The organism is Reinekea sp., from assembly GCF_046710285.1.
GTDB lineage: Bacteria > Pseudomonadota > Gammaproteobacteria > Pseudomonadales > Natronospirillaceae > Reinekea.
Genome location: NZ_JBKEGY010000006.1, coordinates 24681 through 48816, shown reverse-complemented (window position 1 = coordinate 48816; position 24136 = coordinate 24681). Strand labels below are relative to the sequence as shown.

Sequence of the window (24136 nt, the reverse complement as noted above, 5' to 3'; positions counted from 1 at the left end):
TAGGCTGCAAAAATAATGATAAAAACTGGAGAGAATAATGGCTGATTTAAATCTAAGTGGACTGAAAAATCCACTGCAAACCGATGGCTTTGAATTTGTAGAATATACCGCACCTACTGTAAAAGGTTTGAGTGATTTAAAAGCATTGTTTAATGCACTCGGTTTTGCAGAAATTGCCAAACACCGTAACAAAGAAGCTTGGCTTTATAAGCAAGGCGATATTAATTTTATCGTAAACGGTGAACCTAACTCACAGGCAGAAAGCTTTGCTTTTGATCATGGCCCTAGCGTTAACGGCATGGCTTTTCGAGTAAAAGATGCTGCTTCAGCTATGGCTCATGCAATTAAAGTCGGGGCAAAGCCGTTTCACGGGCAAATAGGGCCCATGGAACTAAATATTCCTGGTGTATTTGGCATTGGTGAGTCTACTTTGTACTTTGTTGATCGCTATGGTGATCAAACTATTTATGATATTGATTTTGAATACTATGATGGTTGGCAGCAAGCAGTTGAAAAAAACAATGTGGGTTTAGAAGTATTAGATCACCTAACTCACAACGTAATGCGTGGCAAAATGGACCATTGGGCAGACTTCTATGAGCGTATTGGTAACTTTCGTGAAATACGTTATTTTGACATTGAAGGCAAGCTAACAGGGTTAACCTCTAAAGCCATGACATCTCCGTGTGGCAAAATACGTATTCCTATTAACGAATCTTCTGATGACAAATCACAAATAGAAGAATACTTGCGCGAATATAAAGGCGAAGGCATTCAACACATTGCTTTGTCGACGCGAGATATTTATGAAACAGTCAGGAAACTACGCGAAAGGGGTGTAGATTTTATGTCTACCCCAGATACATATTATGAAAAAGTGAACGATAGAGTCCAAGGCCATAGTGAGTCATTAGAAGATTTGAAAGAACTGAGTATTTTAATAGATGGCGCGCCGGAAGACTCAGGTATCTTATTGCAAATTTTCACTAATACGGTCATTGGGCCGGTGTTTTTTGAAATTATTCAGCGAAAAGGCAATGAGGGCTTTGGTGAAGGTAACTTCAAAGCTCTTTTTGAATCTATTGAGGAAGATCAAATTCGGCGTGGCGTCATCAACGCAGACTAAGCCTACTTTGCATTAGCTTCAAAGTTTAGTGTTAGGTTTTCACCTACTTTTGCATCATTTGTGAAATTAGGTGAACGCCATTTTAAGTAGTCTTTAAAAGGCATCGGTTTGGCGATAATGTAGCCCTGTAGCTTATCACAGCCTAAATCTCTTAATATACTTAATGTTGCAGTATCTTCTATCCCTTCGGCGGTCACATTTAAGTCTAGGTTCTTTGCCATCGTAATGGTTGCTTTGACAATCGCTTGGTGTTTATCTGAGTCCAAAAAATCATGAATAAACTGCTTATCTATTTTAATTTCCTTGAACGGGTGCTCGCTGACGTAAGTTAATGAAGAGTACCCTGTTCCAAAATCATCAATAGCAAGATTAAAACCTAGCTCATTTAGATCAAATAAATTTTTATTGAAGGTTTCAATATCAATAGAATGTGTAGTTTCGGTAAGCTCTAATGTAAACTGATTTGCCAATAAATTGTGCTGCCGAAATATATCGTTAATATCCTGACAGAACCCTTCTTTAGATAGATCATGTGCAGATATATTTATCGCGAAATGGAAATCGTACATGCCAAAGGTGATCAATGCTTTTGCATGTTTGGCAGCGCGATTAATCACCCAGCTTGTTAAGTGGTTAATTAAACCCGTTTCTTCTGCAACGGTGACAAACTCATCAGGGCTTATGAACCCATACAATGGATGATTCCAGCGTATGAGCAATTCACTCGGGGTAATATGAGTTGATTGCGAAAATAATTGCGGTTGGTGATAGAGCTCCAGTTCATCGTTTCTGATAGCATTGGCTAAATCTAAAGCAAGTTTAACTCGGCGTTCGCTGATTAAATTGGATTCAGGGCTGTAAATAAAAAATGAAACATCTTTCTCTTTTGCCTGAGTGATCGCTTGTTTTGCTTGATTGATTAAATCTAATAAATTGGTTTCGTCTGGATTAAGAATCGCAGCGCCAAAAATACAATGAATTCGATAGGGGATTGAACCTTGGACTGGATTGAAGTTTTCCAGGTCACTTAAACGCTCTAAGGCATCGCCTATTAAGTCTCTATTTTCAGTCGTGATTAAAATCGACAGTAAATCACCTCTTGAAAGTGCTATGGAGTTGTTATTTAAGTTACCCGGGTCAATTTCAATGACGGGCAAGGTTTTATTCAACTGATTCACAATGTAATTCGCTAAACCAAATATCATGGTTGATAGTTGTTGTTCAGTTAAATATGGAGCAATAGTATTGTAGTTTGTGATTTCAACGGTGATTAAGCTTAACGGAGATTTTCTTCTATCTGTTTGTAAGTTCTTAATGGTTTTATGCAGTAAACCATCATTAGCAAAACCAAACTTACTCTCATGTGTTGCTTGATATAAACGTTGGCTCTCTGTATTGCCCAGGCGTTCGGCTAGGGCCATTGATATAAGAGTCATCTCGAAGATTGCCGAAAATAAAAATGCATACCGAGTCCAAAAATTATAAGCCATATAGCCTGTATAAAGTAAAAAACCAACACCCGCTCCGACAAAAAGCGGTAACCAAGAAATGACGTAGTATTTGCTCCAGCTAAATCGTTCTTTAATATTATAGGTAACCATTTTATAGGCCACGATATAGAGAGCAAGTTGGAGCAAGCCAAATACTGGAACGGTGAGATATTCTGGTAAGAAAAGTGCAATAACAAAAAATCCAAGCAAGGAGTAGCTTAAGATTGTGTATTGGCGATGTATAAGAAGGTGTGATCTATTAAAGCGTAGAAAGTTAATCGCAAAAAGAATCGTCATCAGTGCCAATAATGCGTTGAGGGGGATTATATTATCATGGAAGTAACGTTGCACTGGTTCTAAAAACAGGTAAAACCCGTAGCCATGTACGACGCCGAGATTGACTAAAATTGTCATCACATAGCCAATGTATGCTAAATAGGTTAGATCACGGACGCCTTGGTAAAGTACTAAGTTATAAGCGGCCATGAGAAGGGAAACACCTATAAAGGTGCCCCAAATAAGCAGCTCCAGCTGGCGGTATTTTTGATGCTCGTTTTCTGTCAATATTATAATTGGTAGTTTTGGTGAGCCATGCGTTGCGCTGGCGACAACTATTGATTGGCTTTCTAGAGAACGAAGAGATATAGAATATTTAGGTGAGACTCGATCTTCTATATTAACGTTATCTACTTGATCACCCAGGGATTTGACTAGTTGATAGCTATTGATGTTCGCGCGATAGGCATAAACTTTAAGTTGATCTATCATCGGATTGTCAAATTTAATAGTTAAACTTGTCGCATTTGAATCGGTGTTGGTTAGGGTGATTTTATGCCAATCAACATGATTGCCATACTTGGGTTTCGCCGTGTTTAGAGTTAGCTGTTTAAATTTTAGATTCAATAATTCTTGGCTAGAAAGATTTTCTGTTGTGCGCGCAAATTCATAGTTGAGATTTATAAACTCAGGTTTTTCTCGCGACAACAAGTCGTTATAGCTCGACCATTTAACAGCAAAGCCAGACAAAATAATAACAATACCGGTGATTGCTAGAACCACAGGTACTTTCTTAATTTGGCGGTAAAATTTTGACATACGTTCGCGCGTGCAAGATTGAGTATTTCAATATAGCACAGCATTTTTAGCTTGGTGCTGAACTATGTTCAAATATATTCAACATTAGTAGATTAGTTAGGGTGTCATTAATACAAGGTGGTAAAAAGTACACCCTAGCTCAGATCAGCTTGGTTCGTATGCCAATAACGGTGAAAGCCAACGCTCAGCGACATCAAGAGTCATAGACTTACGCTGTGCATAGTCTTCAACTTGGTCTTTGGTTATTTTACCAACGCCGAAGTATTTCGCATCAGGATGGCTGAAATACCAACCAGAAACGGCAGAAGCGGGGGTCATTGCAAAGCTATCGGTTAATTCAATGCCTGTGTTTAACTCTGCTTGCAGCAAGTCAAACAACTTTCGCTTTTCGGTATGATCAGGACAGGCAGGATAGCCCGGTGCTGGTCGAATACCCTTGTAGCGCTCTTTAATGAGTTCATCGTTCGATAAGGTTTCATTAGGTGAATAGCCCCAGAGTTCAGTACGAACTTGCTTATGCATAAACTCTGCTAACGCCTCAGCAAGGCGATCGGCTAATGACTTCAATAAAATACTGTTGTAGTCATCAAAATCTGCTGCAAAAATTTTAGCTCGCTCGTCGACACCATGGCCAGTCGTAACAGCAAAGCCACCGATATAATCTTGGCCTGCACAGGCCCCCTTAGGCGCGACAAAGTCTGCTAATGAATAGTTAGGCTGACCTTCTGGCTTCATGGTTTGTTGACGTAAGTGCTCAAGCTTTACTTCTGTGCCGTCGACGTCGAGTGTAATGGTATCCGGACCACTCGCGTGCGCAGGCCAAAAGCCAATAACTACTTTAGGCTCAATCCATTTTTCGCTAATGATTTTCTGTAACATGGCTTGAGCGTCGTTAAATAGAGTCGTTGCCGCTTCACCAACGTTGGCATCTGACAAAATTTTTGGGTATTTACCGTGTAGCTCCCAGGTTATGAAAAATGGCGTCCAGTCAATGAAATCTATTAAGTCTTCTAAGTTAATATCATCAATGACTCTAGCACCAGTAAATGTAGGTGCTGGTGGTAAATAAGTACTCCAATCTAAGTCGGAGGTGTTTTCTGTTGCAGCAACATAGGTATGTAGCGCTTTCGATTTACGGTTTTTATTACGCTCACGTACCACATCATACTCGGCGTGAATCTTTGCAATGTAATTTGCTTTTTGATCAACAGAGATTAGAGATTGGACAACAGAAACCGCACGAGAAGCATCCGTTACATAAATAGTCGCGTCGTTTTTGAATTGCGGTTCAATTTTAACGGCTGTGTGGGCTTTAGACGTTGTAGCGCCACCAATTAACAAAGGTAGCTTGATATCACGGCGCTGCATTTCACGTGCAAAATGCACCATTTCATCGAGTGAAGGCGTGATAAGGCCTGAAAGACCGATGATATCGACTTTCTCTTCAAGTGCCGTGTTAATGATTTTATCAGCAGGAACCATGACACCTAAGTCGATAACTTCAAAGTTATTGCAGGCCAGTACTACGCCGACAATATTTTTACCAATATCGTGTACATCCCCTTTGACGGTAGCCAATAGAACCTTGCCGTTGGTTTGCCGACCTTCGGTTTTTTCTGCTTCGATAAAAGGAATCAAATGTGCGACCGCTTGCTTCATCACTCGGGCCGATTTAACCACCTGAGGTAAAAACATTTTGCCCGCGCCGAACAAATCGCCGACGACATTCATGCCGTCCATTAAAGGACCTTCGATCACATCAATGGGTTGCTTAGCTTCTAAGCGCGACAACTCGGTATCTTCAATAATGTGACTTGTAATGCCTTTAACTAGTGCATGTTCTATACGTTTATTGACCTCAAAAGAGCGCCACTCAAGCTCTTCTTTAGCAGCCACTTGACCGTCACTGCGGTAGTTATCCGCAATTTCAAGTAAACGGTCGGTTGAGTCACTGCGTCTATTTAGAATAACGTCTTCAACTATTTCACGTAGTTCACTGGGAATATCATCATAAATAACCAGCTGTCCCGCGTTAACAATACCCATGTTCATGCCGACGCGACAGGCGTGGTACAAAAATACCGAGTGAATTGCTTCACGCACGGCGTTATTGCCTCGGAACGAGAACGAAACGTTTGATACACCGCCACTAACATTGGCAAACGGTAAAGTTTCACGTATGAACTTTGTGGCTTCTATGAAGTCAACGGCATAGTTGTTGTGTTCTTCGATACCGGTAGCAACGGCAAAAATATTCGGGTCAAATATAATGTCTTCTGGCGGGAAACCATTCTCTACCAGTAATTGATAACTGCGCTGGCAAATTTCGATTTTACGTTCTTTGGTGTCGGCTTGGCCTTCCTCATCAAAAGCCATGACCACAACAGCAGCACCATAGCGCCGACAAAGTTCGGCTTGTGCCAAAAAGTTCTCAACGCCTTCTTTCATAGAAATAGAGTTAACAATGCTCTTGCCTTGGATGCACTGTAAGCCCGCTTCAATGATTTCCCATTTAGATGAGTCAACCATGATCGGCACTCGGGAAATGTCAGGCTCGGAAGCTATTAAGTTTAAAAATAAAACCATGGCTTCTTTGGAGTCGAGCATGCCCTCATCCATGTTGATATCAATAATTTGCGCGCCGTTTTCTACTTGCTCACGCGCAACATCTAGCGCTTCATCATAAAGCTCTTCTTTAATCAGGCGTTTGAATTTGGCTGATCCAGTTACGTTAGTTCGCTCGCCCACGTTAATGAAATTAAGTGAATCACTGACGACAAATGGTTCTAAGCCCGATAGCTTCATTTGGGGTGTTATCGTCTTAATCGGGCGTGGTGCGTGCTTAGCCATAGCTTCATTTATCATTGCAATATGCTTTGGAGTGGTGCCGCAGCAACCGCCAATAATGTTAACAAAGCCACTTTGGGCGAATTCATCTACAACCGCTGTCATTTCTTCTGGTGTTTCTTCGTATTCACCAAACTCGTTAGGTAAACCAGCGTTAGGGTGAACCGAAACATGGCAATCTGCGATGTTAGATAATGTTTCTAGGTAAGGGCGTAACTCAGCAGCACCTAAAGCGCAATTCAAACCAACACTTAATGGTTGAGCGTGGCGTACCGAATAGAAAAACGCTTCGGTAGTTTGGCCTGATAATGTTCGGCCCGAGGCATCGGTGATGGTGCCCGAAATCATAATGGGCAGCTTATAGCCGTATTCATCAAAGACAGCCTGAATAGCAAAAATAGCCGCTTTGGCATTCAAGGTATCAAAAATGGTTTCGATCAAAATAATGTCAGCGCCGCCGTCAATAAGACCGCGAGTGGCATTTTTATAATCGCCAACCAACTTTTCAAAGGTGACCGCACGAAAGCCAGGATTATTAACATCGGGCGATAAAGACAAGGTTTTACTGGTTGGCCCTAAAACCCCTGCTACCCAACGCGGTTTTTCTGGTGTTTCTGCCGTTTTTGCATCGCAGACGGATCGTGCAAGTGCCGCGCCTTCTTTATTGAGCTCATAAGCATAGTCTTGCATGCCATAGTCGGCTTGGGAAACACCTGTACTGTTAAAGGTGTTGGTTTCTATTATATCTGCACCCGCATTGAGGTAAGCGGTATAGATTGCTTTGATAATATCGGGGCGAGTGATTGATAATAGATCATTGTTTCCTCGGATATCACTCGGCCAGTCAGAAAAACGCTCACCTCGGTAATCTTGCTCTTCAAGTTGATAACTTTGAATAAGAGAGCCCATAGCCCCATCTAAAATTAGGATACGGTCTTTAATAGCGACGTATAGTGCGTTGATGCGATCTTGACTGGTGGACATGAGAATCTCTTTTAATTAGCTGGTGATAATTTATAGGTGCAATGAAAGCGCAAAACCGCGCAAATTTCAAGCTATATCAAAAAATATTGATATAGCTATTCCCAGTCAGTCTGCAAAAGAGAGTATTGTTCGAGGTCGTGATAGCGGCTATAGAGCCGTTCGGCCTGCCGTAATGTGCCTTCATGCTGGAAACCAAGACGTAAGGCGACCGCCTTACTGGGTAGGTTGTTAGTGGCGGCCTTTATCACAATTCGGTTGAGCCGGTATTCATCAAAACCTAGATGGATGATTGCTTTAACCGCTTCAGTCATATAACCATGACCACTGTGTTCTTGCGATAACCAATAGCCAATATCAGCACTGTGATTGGCCGCATTGATGAAGTTGAAGCCCGCCATGCCAATGAGTTCATCTTTTAAGAAAATTGCCATTTGGCATTGAGTGCGCTCTAAGTACGCGTCAAGGCAGCCTTGCAGGAAGTTTATTGAATCGGCCACACGGGTGCTGAAATCAAGCCAGGGAAGCCATTCACGCAGGTAGGAGCGGTTGTTGTCTATGAGTTTTGCTAAGTCGCTAGCAAAACCAACATCGACCACATGCAATGTAAGCTCGGGTATGTTTGTTGAAAGGGTTTGCATGTCTTTTCTCGAATTGAGTGTCAAACTTAACAAACGCTAAGTTTGACACATCGACACATTAGTTGTGTGTATGTAGTTCGCTATTCAGCTCAACCGCAGACTTGTTGGTCAAGCATTCAATGCGCCCAGTTTGAGCATTACGCCAAAATAAAAGGTCTGACTTTCCAGCTAGATCGCGGGCTTTAACAACCTGTACCGCCTCTTTGTTTTCATCGAGCATGGTGACCTTTGTTCCTGCGGTAATGTACAGACCCGCTTCAATTGTACAGCGATCACCCAGTGGAATACCGGCACCGGCGTTGGCACCTAATAAGCAATTCTCGCCCATAGAGACGACAACTTTGCCGCCACCAGATAGGGTACCCATAATAGAGCTGCCGCCACCAACATCAGAGCCGTTACCAACCATAACGCCGGCACTGATTCGGCCTTCAACCATAGAAACTCCAACGGTACCTGCATTGAAGTTAACAAAGCCTTCGTGCATAACGGTCGTGCCTTCACCTAAGTGAGCGCCTAAACGAACACGAGCAGTGTCTCCTATACGTATGCCTGATGGTACGATGTAGTCGGCCATTTTCGGGAATTTATCAATGCAATTGACTTCGATAACACGACCCGCCAAGCGAGCTTCAATTTGGCGCTGTGGGAGTTCGGGTAAGTCGATAGGGCCTTCACTGGTCCAAGCAACGTTATGTAGGATGCCAAAAATTCCATCAAGATTAGTGCCATGTGGCTTAACTAAGCGATGGGATAATAAGTGTAGTTTTAGGAAGCCTTCAGCCACATTGGCTGGTGCCGTATCGGTTTCTAAAATAGTTAAAATAATCGTCTGATCACTGTTCGCAGCGCTATTAAGCAAACTTGCGTTGAGTGACAGACCTTCAGCATCAAAAGAAGCGGCAAGCGCGGCGTATTGTGCTTTTTCTAATACATGTACGGCGTTACCTGAATCATGTTTTACTGTTGTATTAATGGCTTTAATAAGCGCGTCACTTGGGTTTAGCTGGGGTTGTGGGTACCAGGCTTCAATGATCTTTTCTTCGTTGTTTCGTGTCGCGGTGCCTAAACCAATCGCAAAATAAGACATGCTTCTCTCCGTTAAATAAGTTTTTTAAATGCAGCTTCATCGAAGCCGACAAGAATCGTTTTGTCCGATACAACAATAGGGCGTTTTATGATCGAAGGTTGCGTCATCATTATTTCTATAGCGTTGGTATTATCCATAGAATCTTTAGTCGCCTCATCGAGCTTGCGCCAAGTGGTACCGCGTTTATTAATAATGGTTTCCCAAGGGTGAGCACCGAGAAACTGTTCAGCGAGCGCTTGTGTAGGCGCTTCTTTTTTATAATCAACAAATTGGTAGTCGACATTATGTGCGTCAAACCATTTGAAAGTTTTTTTCATGGTATCGCAGTTTTTTATACCAAATATTTTAATCATCAAGGACCTCTATTAAAGAATATTACGCAAGCGTTTTGCAGCGAGTATACAATCGTTGAGTGACGCGACGAGTGCAATGCGTACGTGTCCGTAACCAGGGTTAATGCCATCAACGGTTCTTGATAAATACTGGCCTGGTAGTACGCGAATATTGGCTTTACTTAACCAGTCTTTGGTTACTTGGAGATCATCACGTTGTAAGTCTGGCCACAAATAGAAGCTAGCATCGGGGACCGTCAGCGGCAGTACGCCCGATAACTCATTGACAACGGCTTCGTATTTTTCATTATATCTTTTGCGATTATTAATAACGTGAGTTTCATCTTGCCACGCTGCGATAGAGACTTTTTGATGAGGTATGGGCATTGCGCAGCCGTGATAGGTTCTATAGCGTAAAAAAGTAGCAATAAGGTCTGCATCACCTGCGGTAAAGCCACTGCGTAACCCGGGTAAGTTACTGCGCTTGCTTAAGCTATGAAAGACCAAACAGTTTTTAAAATCATTGTGACCCATAGCAGAAGCGGCTTCTAATAAACCGGCTGGTGGGTTGGCTTCATCTCGGTACAGTTCGCTGTAGCATTCATCACTAAAGATAATAAAGTTATGTTGAATAGACTTGCGAATCAAGTAACTTAGAGTTTCTATTGAAAGTGTTGTGCCACTTGGATTACCTGGGGTGCATACAAAAAGCATCTGGCAGTTTTGCCATTGTTCGTCGGTTATAGATAAATAGTCAGGTTGGTAATCATTGACGCTGGTGCAATCTAAATAGCGTGTCTTTGCGCCAGCTAAAAGTGCCGCACCTTCATAAATTTGATAAAACGGGTTTGGCATCCAAACTTCATCGGCATTAGCTTGAGTGTCGAATAAAGCCTGAACCACAGAGAATAAAGCCTCTCGAGTTCCAGTGACCGGTAAGACGTTGTTTTGCGCACTAAATTGGTCTTGTGCGGTTAACTTAAAGCGTCGAACACACCAAGTTGCGATGGCTTCTCTTAGTTCAAGGGTGCCAGGAGTTGCTGGGTAGTTTTCATAGCTCGACAAATTATCGACAATAACTTTTTGCAAGAAACTTGGCGCAGCGTGCTTTGGCTCCCCAACGGACCATGCAATAGGTGACTCTTGTGCCGGGGTGACATCTGCCAGTAACGCTTTTAGTTTTTCAAATGGATAGGGGTGCAATGCATTCAGACGTGGATTCAACGTTCTAGTGCCTCAGAAATAGTTTTTGTTAACGCTTTTTGTAAATTCTCAACTTCTTCAGTGCTGTGTAGTGGCTCGCCATTTTGATTTACGACGAAAAAGACGTCTTCAACATGCTCGGCTAAGGTTGAGATGCGTGCGTTTTGTAAGATAAGGTTTTGTTCTTTAAAGCAGCGGCCAATATCGGCAAGTAAGCCAGGCCTGTCTGCGGCAACTACCTCAACGATGGTTTTTGGATTAATGCTGTCGTTACTGATGGTAATTTCAGTGGGCACTTGGAAGTGTTTCAATTGCCTTGAAATGCGACGATGAGTTATTGAAATAGAATCGGGGTCTTGTATCGCTAACAATAGTTGGCGTTGAATTTCTAGCAATCGTTCAGAGTTGTCACCGATGCTGGTGCCATCTTCTTCAAGAACAATAAAGGTGTCTAAACTGAAATGCGAGGTAGATGACGTCATAATTCGGGCATCTTGAATCGCAAGGTTCAAGTTACTCAAGGTGGTCACAATGTCGGTAAATAAATAGGGGCGGTCGGGCGCATACACAAACACCTGGGTACCGCCAGCGTAGGAGGCAGCGGTGTTAGTTTCTTTTAATAAAACCAAAGGTACGTTTTTACCATGACTAGCAATGGCGCGTGAATGCCAAGCAATGTTTTCAGGAGTTTCACGTAGAAAATAATCATCGCCTGGGTTATCCCACAAGGCAAAAAAATCTTCCTTTGTGAAGCCTTCTTCAATAAGTAGCGCTAGTGCTTTTGCTTTGGTTTGCGATATCCACTCATCTTTTTCAACTGGATTACTAAGTCCACGCCGCAATGCCGTTTTAGTTGATTCATAAAGTTGCTTTAATAACGACGCTCGCCAACTATTCCATAAATTTGGGTTGGTTGCGTAGATGTCAGCCACGGTCAGTACATATAAATAGTCTAGCCGCTGAGAATCCCCAACAAGTTGTGCAAACTGGTTGATGACCTCGGGATCTGAAATATCTTTACGTTGTGACGTCATCGACATCAAGAGATGGTTGCGAACTAACCAGGTGACGAGTTCGGTATCCCAATCCGATAAGCGGTGACGAACACAAAAGTGCTTGGCGTCAATAGCGCCTTCGATGCTGTGATCAGAATCTCGGCCCTTACCAATGTCGTGATATAAAGCCGCGATATAAATCAGTTCTACTTTGGGTAGCTGTTGAACAACCTTGGTGGCAATTGGGAAACGTTTGGTGTTGCTTTTATGACGGAATTTGCGGAGGTTTCGAATGGTTAATAGGGTGTGAGCATCAACGGTGTAAGCATGAAATAAATCGAATTGCATTTGTCCGACAACTTTACCAAACTCTGGTAAATATAAGCCTAAAACGCCGTATTGGTTCATCCGCCTCAGGTTAGTCGAAACCCCCATTGGGCTGCGCAACAATTCCATAAAGAAGGTGATGTTGCGTAAGTCTTGTCTAAAGTGACCATCAATTAAGCGGTGACTTGCTAAAATGAGTCGCAGCGTTGAAGCTTTGATGTCTTTAACTTCTGGGGTTTGAGCACAAAGTACAAATATTTCTAACAGCGCTGATGGCGTGCGTTGGAAAACATTATCCTCAGTAACTTGAATATAACCATCAATGACGATAAATCGAGAGTTTAATTGAATGACAGCTTGTTCTTTAGTTTTATCACCCAAAATTTCTTCATCGAAATGCTGTAGCAACATGATGTTTAAAGCGCGCAATTTAAAGACTTGGCGAAAGTAGTCCTGCATTAAGTGCTCAACCGCTAATTGGCCTTCACGTTCGACGTAGCCAAATAAGTCCGCAACCTGTTCTTGTAAATTAAAAAGTAGGCGGTCTTCTTCGCGGCCGGTATTCATGTGTAGCGCGTAACGTACGCGCCATAGAAAGTCTTGGCCTTCAATGAGCTCATGGTATTCAGCATCGGTTAAAAAATTACGTTCAACTAAATCTTGTAACGAATCATCACCAAAATGTCGTTTGGCTACCCAGCCTATATTTTGAATGTCGCGCAGGGCACCAGGGCCGGTTTTGACGTTGGGTTCTAAGTTATATTCGGTTTCATTGTATTTGCGATGCCGCATGGCTTGTTCGTTCATCTTGGCTTTATAAAAATCTTGACTTGGCCAAATATTCAAAGGCGATGCGGCTTCTGTAATGGATTCGCGGAGGTCATCATTACCGACTAAGGTGCGCGATTCCATTAAATTGGTGGTTACGGTGACATCGGCAACGGCTTCAGCGATGCACGCGTTAATGGTGCGGACGCTGTGGCCAACTTCTAATTTAATGTCCCAGAGAAGGGTGATAAAAGACTGCAACGACTCTACGTTGTCGTCTATATCTTTCTCGGTTTCAAAAAGAAACAATAAATCAATATCAGATTTGGGTAGTAACTCGCCTCGGCCATAACCACCCACAGCAATCAGTGCCACTGTATCGGGGTTTTTCCAAGTAAAACGAGCCCATATGCTCTGTATCAGCATATCCATTGCCCAAGCCCGTCCGCAAACGAGGCTGCGAATCGGTGTTCCTTTGATAAAGCGCTGATCTAATTCTTTGCTTAGATGAGTCAGCGCTACTTTCAAGGTCGGAATCGCTGGTTCCGTTTTTAGCTTTTCGACAAGCTCTGCTTTATTTAACAGAAGGTCGTCAGAATATCGCGAAAGATCCAAAGTGGGTCCTTAAATCAGCTCATTTACGTTTTAAAAGAAATGCTGCCTGACAATGTTATTAGAAGTTCTCTTCTTTGCGTTTGGTTAGTACTTCAACACCGGTCGCCGTTACTAATAAAGTATGCTCCCATTGAGCAGAGGCCTTGCGGTCTTTGGTAATAACCGTCCACTGATCGCCCAAAATTTTACACGCGGCCTTACCCTGGTTAATCATCGGCTCAATGGTAAATGTCATGCCTTCCTTTATAGCCATACCTGTACCCGGTTTGCCGTAGTGTACAATCTGTGGCTCTTCATGGAAGCCTGCGCCAATACCATGACCGCAGAACTCACGTACAACAGAGTAATGGTTAGATTCAGCATGCTGCTGGATAATATGGCCAATATCGCCAAGAGTGGTGCCTGGCTTTACAATAGCAATGGCTTTATATAAGCATTCTTGGGTGATTTTACACAATCGATCAATGTGCGCTGGTACTTCGCCAACATAGAACATCTTGCTGGTATCACCGTGATAACCATCTTTTATCACCGTTACATCAATGTTGATCACATCACCTTTCTTAAGCTTCTTCTCATCGCTCGGAATACCATGACAAATAACATGGTTCACCGATGTACAAATAGATTTAGGAAACGGTGGGTGCCCATAGTTTAATGGCGCAGGAATAGAGTCTTGTATGTTAACGATATAATCATGACACAAGCGATCAAGCTCGCCCGTCGTAACGCCCGGTATTACATGCTCTTCAATCATTTCAAGCACTTCGGCGGCTAAACGGCCAGCGACGCGCATTTTTTCAATTTCATCAGGTGTTTTAATGGTGACAGCCATGGACCTTCCATTTCAAATTTTGGATTAATATCACCCGATTCTAATGGTTTTGCTAAAAAGTAGCCATAGGGGCGTGATTGTTCTAGTGCATCAACCCTTTGCTAGAGGTGGCTGAGTTACGCCTAGACGCCCGTTTTCACTATACTCGGTCGCTGCGAGCGCATCCTTGCGCGCTAAGCCTCGCCATCCATGGCTCGGATTTCCGAGTAAAGTGAAAACGGGCACCTAGGCTAAGTTTGTTACCGATTGATAAGTTATAGGATTGGAGGCTATATGAGCCGCCACGGAAGGTAGCGAAGTGCTGATGGATCATAAATAAAGGTATCTGATACATGGATGTATCAGATAAGCCCCATGGATGGGTTCACGGCGCCTTTATTTATGGGCCATCAGTGCTTCGCGAAATAGCCTCTAAGCTAGACAGTAGCGGCGCAGTATCAAGGCTTGTACATGCAGCCCGCAGCCCGCAGCCCAAAACCGCCCCACCATTTTCTCTTGCTTCGGGGCTCCACATTTGGTATAAAGCGCGCCGCTCTTACACCTTAACTAGTAGGAGTCGGTCTATCATGACCGTAACTTAAAATCTCACATGCATCGTCACGTGGTTCTGGGTGCCTTCGGGTTGGACTATGGGATGTGTGGAGGCCTAACCCAAATTGAGAGGATATTATGGTACAAGTTTCAATGCGTGAGCTGCTTAAAGCAGGTGTTCACTTTGGTCACCAAACTCGTTACTGGAACCCTAAGATGGGTAAATACATCTTTGGTTCGCGTAACAAGATTCATATTATTAACTTAGAGCACACAGTGCCTGCCATGCATGAAGCTATTGCATTGGTATCTAAGTTAGCTGGCAAGAAGAACAAAGTACTGTTTGTTGGTACTAAGCGTTCTGCTAGTAACATCGTTCGTGAAGAAGCAACCCGTTCTGGCATGCCTTATGTAGCGCATCGCTGGTTAGGTGGTATGTTGACTAACTACAAGACGATTCGTCAATCAATCAAGCGTCTACGTGATCTTCAAAACCAAGAAGCTGACGGCACTTTCGAGCAGTTAACGAAGAAAGAGCGTTTGATGTCTTCTCGCGAGATCATCAAGTTAGAAAAAACGATCGGTGGTATTAAAGACATGGGCGGTTTGCCTGATGTGTTGTTCGTTATCGACGTTGATCACGAGCGTATCGCTATTCAAGAAGCCAATAAATTGGGTATTCCAGTTATCGGTATTGTTGACTCAAACTCAAACCCAGATGGCGTAGATATTGTCATTCCTGGTAACGACGATGCAATCCGTGCGATCGAAATCTATGCGCGCACAATCGCTGATGCGGTTGTTGAAGCAAAAGCAGCAGCAGCTGAAACTGCTGGTGAGTTTGTTGAAGCGAAAGAAGCTAAAGAAGAAAAAGCTGCAGAGTAAGGCTTGACCTTATTCGTTCGAAAAGGGGTTTTGACCCCTTTTTCAGTTTTTGAATGCTTAATAATTAATCGAATTGAGGGAAAATATCATGGCGATTTCTGCAAGTTTAGTTAAAGAGCTGCGTGAGCGTACTGGCTTAGGCATGATGGAATGTAAAAAGGCATTGGTCGAAACCGATGGTGATATCGAAGCGGCAATTGACAATTTACGTAAGTCGTCAGGCCTAAAAGCAGCTAAAAAATCTGGCCGCACTGCAGCTGAAGGTATTATTGTTACTCGAACCTCTGATGATAACTCAGTGGTAATGTTGCTTGAAATCAACAGCGAAACAGATTTTGTTGCTCGTGACGATAACTTCTTAGGTTTTGCAAATAAAGTTGCTGACGCTGCTTTTGCTGCAAAAGAAGATGATGTTGCGAAGCTAATGGCGGGTGAGTTAGAAAGCGTTCGTGAAGCACTGGTTCAAAAAATTGGCGAGAATATCTCTGTTCGTCGTATCACTTTTGTGGGTGGCGAAGGAAAAACTGTTGAAGCTTATGTTCACGGTGGTCGTATTGCGGCAGCTGTTGAATTACAAGGCGGCACGGCAGAGCTAGCGAAAGATATCGCTATGCACGTTGCAGCGAGTAACCCACAGTTTGTTAAGCCTTCTGAGATTTCTCCAGAAGTTTTAGAACGTGAAAAAGAAGTGGTTCGTGCTCAGTCTGAAGACTCTGGTAAGCCGGCAGAAATCATCGAAAAAATGATGGTGGGTCGTATCAAGAAGTTTGAAGCTGAAATCTCGTTAACTGAGCAGCCTTTCATTAAAGACCCTGATGTTAAAGTGGGTGTTTTAGCGAAAAATGCAGGCGCAGAAGTTATTAGTTTCACTCGTTTTGAAGTGGGTGAAGGCATTGAGAAAGAAGAAGTTGACTTCGCAGCAGAAGTGGCAGCGGCAGTTAAAGGTAGCTAAGTTACTGATAACTAAAGAAAAGGTGGCATTGGCCACCTTTTTTTATGCCTGAAGAAAAATGCGTGAAACCGGTCAAAGAAGCGCAGTAGAGTAGCGGAATAATTCAAAAATTGTGTGTATAATGCCCCAAATTTTCAACATTGCTGGCTATTTCCAGCGTGGTATAACCCAGTTAAGGATGTTAAATCATGATCGAAGAAATTAAACAGGAAACCATTACACATAATCAAAAGGCGCTTTCTGCACTAGATGACGCGTTCAATAAGATCCGTACTGGCCGTGCAAACCCTGCTATTTTAGATAACGTTATGGTTGATTATTATGGCACACCAACGCCAATTAAGCAGGTTGCTAACGTTGGTATTGAAGATAACCGTACGTTGTCAGTTGTACCTTGGGAACAAAACTTGGTGCCAGCAATTGAAAAAGCGATCATGAAGAGTGATTTAGGGCTAAACCCAGCAACGGCAGGCAATAACATTCGCATTGCGATGCCTATGTTGACTGAAGAGACTCGCAAAGACATGATTAAAGTGGCTCGTGCTGAAGCTGAAAAAGCACGTGTTTCAGTCCGTAATGGTCGTCGTGATGCAAACAGTAGTATTAAAGATCTTGTCAAAGAAAAAGAACTTTCAGAAGATGATGGTAAGCGTGCAGAAGAAGAAATTCAAAAACTCACTGACGCCAGCATTGCCGATGTAGAAAAGAACTTGCAAGAAAAAGAAGCTGAGTTAATGAAAGTCTAGTTGTGACTTTAACTACATTAGAAGGCAGCATGGAAGCATGTTGCCTTTGTTCTATTTAGCTGCTTCTAAAAGTAGCTTTCAAAAGGATTAAGTTTCAAGGATGTTTGGCAAAAAAGAGATAAAAATGAGTGAGACTAGCACCCTAAAAGCAATTCCAAGGCACGTTGCTATTATAATGGACGGCAACAATCGCTGGGCCAAAAAGCGCTTGTTAGGGGGTGTTGCCGGGCACAAAGCTGGCGTAAAAGCCGTTCGTACTACCGTTGAAGAATGCGCTCGTGCCGGTGTGCAAGTGCTCACATTGTATGCGTTTAGCTCGGAAAATTGGGCAAGGCCCAAAGAAGAAGTGAATGCACTCATGGATCTCTTTTTAATAGCATTAAAGCGAGAAGTAAAAAAGCTTGCTAAAAATAATATTCGGCTCCGAATTATAGGTGATACCACCGCGTTTAATTCTGCGATTCAAGCGTCCATTGTTGACGCTGAAGCGTTAACGAAACATAACACGGGTATGACGTTGGCTATTGCTGCAAACTATGGCGGACACTGGGACATCACCCAAGCCATGCGCAAAGTTGCCGAGAAAGTTAAGTTAGGTGAGTTGTTGCCAGAAGATATAACCGACACCGATATTACCAACGAAGTCATGCTGGGTGATTTACCGCCACCAGATTTATGTATTCGCACTGCAGGCGAACAGCGTATTTCTAATTTTTTATTGTGGCAAATGGCTTACACTGAGTTTTATTTTACACCTGAGTTTTGGCCAGATTTTAATAAAGAGTCTCTGTTTAAAGCGTTTGACTCGTTTTCCGGTCGCATTCGCCGTTTTGGGCGGACCGACGAACAATTACAGAAAGAGAACCCTTAATTATGTTGTTGCAACGTGTCCTAACTGCGCTGGTTTTAGCGCCGTTGATGTTAGCCGGTATTTTTTGGTTACCTGATCTTTGGTTTCGCGGCTTTATTGGCGTTATTGTTATGTTGGGCGCGTGGGAATGGGCACATTTGTCTGGTTTTTCTGCAATGCGTTCGAGAGTACTCCTTGCATTTGGCCTTGGGGTGGTTTTGTTAGGGTTACATCTTGCTTTGTCTGCTACCCATCAAAGTTGGGCGTATATCGTGTTAGCGACCTTAATTTGGTGGGCGTTTGCCTTTGTTGCTGTGATTCGTTATCCAAAGCATAAAGGCTGGTTAAACTCAAAGGTCGCTAAGTTATTGGCCGGCGTACCGGTTCTTGCAGGCTTATGGATGGGGCTCGTTTGGCTCAAATTACAAGATAACTCGGTGTTGTTGCTTACTTGGTTTATGTTATTAGTGTGGGGTGCCGATATCGGAGCCTATTTCTCTGGCCGATTCTTTGGTAATCGTAAACTGGCACCCAACGTTAGCCCAGGTAAAACGTGGGCTGGAGTTTATGGCGGTATGGTCACGTCTGTCATTATTTCGGTTGTGATAGCGATTCGGTTCTTAGCCCCATTAAGTGCTATAAATTGGCTATTGCTGATTGCTTTGTCTATCGCGGTAATCGCCATTTCAGTCTTGGGTGATTTACTGGAGAGTTTATTGAAGCGAAATAGCGGCATTAAAGACAGTTCAGCGTTATTGCCAGGGCATGGTGGTATTCTCGATCGTATAGATAGCATGTGCGCCGCCGCGCCGATGTTTGTGCTACTTTGGCTAGTCGTCGCCGGAGTTTAGATGAACGAAAAACCTTTGAATATCACCTTATTGGGCGCAACAGGGTCTATAGGGTGCAGTACCCTCGATGTCATAAAGAGACACCCTGACAAGTTCAGGGTTTTTGCGTTAAGTGGTTTTCAAAATACCACCTTACTCGCTCAGCAAATTTCCGAGTTTCAGCCGAAATATGCGGTCGTTCCCGATCAAAAAACACGCAAGTCATTGCTCAGTTTAATTTCTGCGAGCTCGACTGACGTTTTGGTCGGTACTCAGGCATTGATTGAGATAGCGCAAGCACCGGAAGTAGATGCAGTGATGGCGGCTATTGTAGGTTCAGCGGGTTTAGAGTCTTCATTGGCGGCCGCGAAAGCCGGTAAAAAGTTGTTGTTGGCAAACAAAGAGAGCTTGGTTGTAGCCGGTGCGTTGTTAATGGACGCGGTACGAGACAATCAAGCTTTGTTATTACCGATAGACAGTGAACATAATGCAATTTTCCAGTGTATGCCGCACGACGGTGACAGTGGGGTAGAGTCGATATTACTCACCGCTTCGGGGGGACCGTTTCGAGATTTCAGCCTAGAGCAGCTTGCAGTGGTAACGCCAGAACAGGCCGTTGCACACCCAAATTGGTCGATGGGACAAAAAATATCGGTAGATTCAGCTTCCTTAATGAATAAAGGGCTTGAGCTCATCGAAGCCTGCTGGTTGTTTAATGTACATCCCGATCAAATTGAAGTCGTTATTCATCCTCAAAGTGTTATTCACAGCATGGTACGTTATGTCGATGGTTCGGTGATTTCACAAATGGGTGCACCCGATATGCGTACCCCGATTGCCTATGGGTTAGCCTACCCAGAGCGCATAGACAGCGGCTCGCCACGGTTGGAGTTTAGCAGCCAGTTGAATCTTAGTTTTGATCAGCCAGATCGCAAGCGCTTCCCATGCCTACGTTTAGCCGAAGAAGCCATGGATATTGGTGGTATTCAGCCTGCAGTGCTCAATGCAGCCAATGAAATTACCGTGGCAGCATTTTTAGACCGACACCTTAGCTTTATGGACATAGCAGAAATAAACGAACGTGTTTTTAATGCCTTTGCGGCTGAGCCTGTAGAGTCGTTAGAACAATTAATTGAAATAGATCAACGTGCGCGAGTGGTCGCTAGAGACTTTATCGCAGTAAAAGCGAGACAACTTTAATGTTTAATTCGGTATTTGGACTCATCATTGCTTTGGGTATCTTGGTGACTATTCACGAATACGGTCATTTTTGGGTTGCCCGTCGAAACGGTGTGAAGGTGCTGCGCTTTTCAGTTGGGTTTGGTAAACCTATTTGGCGCAAGGTAGATAAGCACGGTACTGAGTTTGTGGTTGCTTGGATTCCTTTAGGTGGTTACGTCAAAATGCTCGATGAGCGTGAAGGTGATGTCCCTGAAGAGTTGAAATCGCAGTCATTTAACTCAAAACGCCCGAGTCAAAAAATTGCTATTGCCATGGCAGGACCAGTTGCAAACTTCCTTTTTGCAATAGCCGCCTTCTCACTGATGTTTATGATTGGTGTTAGGGATATAGCCACACTAGTGGGCGCACCTATAAAAGACTCAGTGGCTGAAACAGCCGGGCTGGTTGCTAAAGATAAAATTATTGCTGTAGATGGCCGTAAAGTTAATGGTTTCTCAGAGCTTAGCTTGGCACTGGCTTCACGTGTCGGTGAAACCGGTGATATTAAGTTAACAGTCGATCGTTCTGGGCGAGAGCTTAGCTTAGCATTGCCCATCACCGATTGGTTAGCCAATAATCAATCTCCGCGAATGGCTTCTAGCTTAGGAGTTACCCCTTTGTATCCGACTCAGCCTGCAATTATAGGCGGCATTCTAGATGACGGTGCTGCCTTGCGAGACGGGCTTCAGGTTGGTGACGAAGTTATCAGCGTCGATGGTATTAAAGTGACCGATTGGGGGCAGTGGGTCAGCTTGATTCAAACTCATCCTGAGCAGCTACTTAATTTAATTATTAGACGAAACGGCCAAACCCAAAGCCTGAATCTAACGCCAAAAGCGCGAGATGTGGAAGGTACCAAGCAAGGCTATATTGGGGCTGCAGCAGCACCCGTTTCTTGGCCCGATGATCAGCTCATCGTTAAGCGCTATATGCCTTGGACAGCCTTATGGAAGGGCACCGTTGAAACCAAGCAGATGGTGGTTTTAAGCTATAACATGTTGTGGAAAATGGTCAGCGGACAAATATCCTTGAAGCAAGTCGGCGGTCCTATTTCTATCGCGCAAATGGCCGGAGCTTCTGTAGAGTCTGGTTTTGAGGCTTTTATTGCCTTTTTGGCGTTAATCAGCATTAGTTTAGGCATTATGAACTTATTACCGGTGCCTATTTTAGATGGCGGTCACGTGGTTATGCATGCGCTGGAAGCTGTGCGTAAAAAAGAGCTTTCAGAACGAGCGCAAATGATCAGTGTGCAAATAGGTCTAATGTTTTTAATTTCTCTAATGGCGTTAGCTTTTTTCAATGATATTGGACGTTTAATGTAAAAAGTCTGTTTCAACGCGCAGTTTCGAGTAAAAATAGCGCGTTCAGAATTTTGGCATCACGATAGTTTATAAATAGGGTGGTTAAGTTGGTTTTCAGTGTTAAGCGAATTTGTGCAGTAGCGTTATTGGTGTCAGTCCAGTCTGTAGTTGCCGCAGCGACCTTTGTGGTTGATGGTATCGAAATTGCCGGCTTGCAGCGTGTTTCCTTAGGCTCTGTGTTGTCAGCGCTCTCGGTCCGAGAAGGAGACCTAGTTGACGATGCCGATGCGAACCGTTGGTTACGTGAAGTATATAAAACAGGCTACTTTTTTAATGTCGAGCTTAACCGAGAAGGTGATAGCCTAATATTCGAGGTGACCGAACGTCCTGCCATAGAAAGCGTGTCCTTTGATGGCCTTAAGAGTATTCCAAAAGTTAACTTTGAAGCGGTACTTACTGATGTTGGTTTAACTGAAGGTGAAATTTTCAACCCTGCATTGCTTGAAAACATTCAACTTGAACTTGAAAAACAGTATGGCGTTCAAGGCCGATACAATGCATTGGTTGAATCAGAAATTACGCCTTTAACACGAAACCGCGTAAAAATAGATCTCAACATCGAAGAAGGCCCTGTTGCTAAAATTGAATATATCCATTTCTTAGGCAATGAAAAATACAGCGACGAAGAGTTAGGTAATGCCCTGAGATTGCAACGCAGTGGCACCAATTTTTGGCATTTTGTGAATAAGCGGAATCAGTATTCAAGTGCATCACTTTCAGGTGATAAGCAGCGCCTAGAAGACTTTTATTTTGACCGTGGTCATTTAAGTTATCAGCTTGATTCAAACCAAGTGTCAATATCGGTAAATAAGGCCGATATTGCACTGGCCTATAATATTACTGAAGGGCCTGTTTATACTATTTCAGATATCGAGCTGGTAGGTGATTTACTGCATTTAGAAGAACAAATAAACGATGCCGTTTCATTAAAAACAGGTGTTGTGTATTCCCGTAAAGAAGTTTCACTTGTGGTTCGTGATGTTACCGAAATGTTAAGTGAGCAAGGCTATGCGTTCGCCAGTGTGAGAGATGGCTTTGAACTAGACGAAACCGATAATACCGTTAAGGTATCTATAAACGTAGCCCCGAACGATTTAGTCTATGTGAACCGCATTATTATTCAAGGCAACAAATCGACAAACGATGAAGTCATTCGACGTGAATTGCGTCAGTTAGAAGGTGCCTTAGTTATTAATGATAACATTCGTGCGTCTAGAGCTCGTTTAGAGCGACTGGGTTATTTCACTAATGTTTCCATTCAAACACAAAGAATAGGCGGGCGCAGTGACTTAGTCGATATTGTTGTGCGCGTTGCGGAAGCGAAAGATTCACAAGTTAACATTGCCGGTGGTTACGCTGGCGGCTCTGGTTTTTATGGTGAGTTTTCATTGAAACAAACTAACTTTATGGGCCGAGGCGTCGACTTTTCTGCGACCTTAAATGCCAATAAAACGACACAAAATTATTCTTTATCGGTCGACAACCCTTACTTTACGCTTGATGGCGTTAGCTTAGGAGCCGATCTGTACTACCGAAAGTCTGATTACAGTAAAACTACCTTCGGTACCTACGCGACTAACGCCGCTGGGGGTCGAGTTACCTTGGGTTATCCTTTATCTGAGAACCAACGAGTGTCTTATGGCTTAGGCTTGGCGAATGAAGAGTTGTTTTTAAGTGATACGCTTGCCACCCAAGAAATGCTTCAGTTTAGAGATGCTTACGGCAGTAATTACAGTAACGTTACGGCAAAATTCGGTTGGTCATACAATACCTTGAACGGTTCCATTAAAGCCGATAAAGGCCGTTTTGCTTCGGCAAATATCGAAGTAGCCGCCCCACCAGGCGATCTGAAATATTTCCGATCAACACTCAACGCCCAACAATTTGTAAACTTTGACCAAAACCTAGCTCTGCGTTTCCATACTGACATGGGCTATGGCGGAGGCTTTGGTGAAAATGGTGTCTTACCTTTTTATAAAAACTTTTATTCCGGTGGCTCTCGCTCTGTAAGAGGTTATCAGCAAGGCGGCTTAGGGCCTGTAGGGACGCCACAAACCGATGGTTTGGGCACAGAACTTACCACAGCAAGCCCAATTGGTGGCAATATTAAGCTAGAGTATGGTGTCGATTTTATCGTGCCAACGCCATTTGTAACCAATCAAGATGCCTATCGAACATCTGTATTTATTGATGCCGGTAACGTCTTTACTGATCAATGTTTTGAGGCGAATACACGTTGTGAATCTGGCATCGATTTGAACGAAATACGTTATTCTGCAGGCATCGACTTTACTTGGATAACGCCAATAGCACCGTTAAGCTTTAGTTATGCTTGGCCGTTGAATAACCAACCGGACGATTACATCACCAATTTCAACTTTAATATCGGTATTTCATATTAATCTTAGTAAGGAG

17 protein-coding genes are annotated in these 24136 nt (G+C 43.3%); 9 read left to right on the top strand and 8 right to left on the bottom strand.

Annotation, left to right across the window (positions count from 1 at the left end):
* Window positions 1-37: 37 nt before the first annotated feature.
* On the top strand, window positions 38-1126 hold the full coding sequence (hppD, locus tag ACI882_RS06075) for a 4-hydroxyphenylpyruvate dioxygenase (RefSeq protein WP_411745897.1): 1089 nt from the start codon (window positions 38-40) through the stop codon (window positions 1124-1126).
* 2 nt (window positions 1127-1128) lie between these two features.
* Here the strand turns inward: hppD and ACI882_RS06070 are convergent, their stop codons facing one another.
* The 8 genes from ACI882_RS06070 to map form a co-directional block, all read right to left on the bottom strand.
* Window positions 1129-3711 carry an EAL domain-containing protein gene (locus tag ACI882_RS06070; RefSeq protein ID WP_411746335.1) on the bottom strand — a complete coding sequence of 861 codons (2583 nt, stop codon included), beginning with the start codon at window positions 3709-3711 and terminating at the stop codon, window positions 1129-1131.
* Between the two features lie 144 nt (window positions 3712-3855).
* On the bottom strand, window positions 3856-7542 hold the full coding sequence (gene metH, locus ACI882_RS06065; RefSeq protein ID WP_411745532.1) for a methionine synthase: 3687 nt from the start codon (window positions 7540-7542) through the stop codon (window positions 3856-3858).
* 95 nt (window positions 7543-7637) lie between these two features.
* On the bottom strand, window positions 7638-8180 hold the full coding sequence (locus tag ACI882_RS06060) for a GNAT family N-acetyltransferase (protein ID WP_411745531.1): 543 nt from the start codon (window positions 8178-8180) through the stop codon (window positions 7638-7640).
* A gap of 58 nt (window positions 8181-8238) precedes the next feature.
* Complete coding sequence (gene dapD / locus ACI882_RS06055) at window positions 8239-9270, bottom strand: 2,3,4,5-tetrahydropyridine-2,6-dicarboxylate N-succinyltransferase (protein ID WP_411745530.1); 1032 nt, start codon at window positions 9268-9270, stop codon at window positions 8239-8241.
* A gap of 11 nt (window positions 9271-9281) precedes the next feature.
* Complete coding sequence (locus tag ACI882_RS06050) at window positions 9282-9623, bottom strand: arsenate reductase (protein ID WP_411746336.1); 342 nt, start codon at window positions 9621-9623, stop codon at window positions 9282-9284.
* 12 nt (window positions 9624-9635) lie between these two features.
* A complete protein-coding gene (gene dapC / locus ACI882_RS06045; protein ID WP_411745308.1) occupies window positions 9636-10826 on the bottom strand; it encodes a succinyldiaminopimelate transaminase in 1191 nt (396 codons plus the stop codon).
* Window positions 10823-13510 (bottom strand): [protein-PII] uridylyltransferase, encoded by a 2688-nt coding sequence (glnD, locus tag ACI882_RS06040; protein ID WP_411746337.1) that lies wholly within the window; start codon window positions 13508-13510, stop codon window positions 10823-10825. Before glnD ends, dapC begins: the two co-directional genes overlap by 4 nt.
* 58 nt (window positions 13511-13568) lie before the next feature.
* Window positions 13569-14345, bottom strand: a complete 777-nt coding sequence (map, locus tag ACI882_RS06035; protein ID WP_411745305.1) for a type I methionyl aminopeptidase — start codon at window positions 14343-14345, stop codon at window positions 13569-13571.
* Between the two features lie 669 nt (window positions 14346-15014).
* Here map and rpsB point away from each other — a divergent pair.
* The 8 genes from rpsB to bamA all read left to right on the top strand — a co-directional run bounded on the left by rpsB (window position 15015) and on the right by bamA (window position 24123).
* The gene (gene rpsB, locus ACI882_RS06030) at window positions 15015-15761 is read left to right on the top strand and encodes a 30S ribosomal protein S2 (RefSeq protein WP_411745304.1); all 747 of its coding nucleotides are present in this window, start codon (window positions 15015-15017) and stop codon (window positions 15759-15761) included.
* A gap of 85 nt (window positions 15762-15846) precedes the next feature.
* Window positions 15847-16713: a translation elongation factor Ts gene (gene tsf, locus ACI882_RS06025; protein ID WP_411745311.1), complete on the top strand. Its 867-nt coding sequence runs from the start codon at window positions 15847-15849 to the stop codon at window positions 16711-16713.
* 188 nt (window positions 16714-16901) lie between these two features.
* Window positions 16902-17459: a ribosome recycling factor gene (gene frr / locus ACI882_RS06020; protein ID WP_411745303.1), complete on the top strand. Its 558-nt coding sequence runs from the start codon at window positions 16902-16904 to the stop codon at window positions 17457-17459.
* 118 nt (window positions 17460-17577) lie between these two features.
* Window positions 17578-18330 carry an isoprenyl transferase gene (locus ACI882_RS06015; protein ID WP_411745310.1) on the top strand — a complete coding sequence of 251 codons (753 nt, stop codon included), beginning with the start codon at window positions 17578-17580 and terminating at the stop codon, window positions 18328-18330.
* A gap of 2 nt (window positions 18331-18332) precedes the next feature.
* Window positions 18333-19160, top strand: a complete 828-nt coding sequence (locus ACI882_RS06010) for a phosphatidate cytidylyltransferase (protein WP_411746338.1) — start codon at window positions 18333-18335, stop codon at window positions 19158-19160.
* The gene (ispC, locus tag ACI882_RS06005) at window positions 19161-20339 is read left to right on the top strand and encodes a 1-deoxy-D-xylulose-5-phosphate reductoisomerase (protein WP_411746339.1); all 1179 of its coding nucleotides are present in this window, start codon (window positions 19161-19163) and stop codon (window positions 20337-20339) included.
* Window positions 20339-21682: an RIP metalloprotease RseP gene (rseP, locus tag ACI882_RS06000; RefSeq protein ID WP_411746340.1), complete on the top strand. Its 1344-nt coding sequence runs from the start codon at window positions 20339-20341 to the stop codon at window positions 21680-21682. The genes ispC and rseP overlap by 1 nt, the downstream gene beginning before the upstream one ends.
* An 86-nt stretch (window positions 21683-21768) precedes the next feature.
* Complete coding sequence (bamA, locus tag ACI882_RS05995; protein WP_411746341.1) at window positions 21769-24123, top strand: outer membrane protein assembly factor BamA; 2355 nt, start codon at window positions 21769-21771, stop codon at window positions 24121-24123.
* Window positions 24124-24136 lie beyond the last annotated feature (13 nt).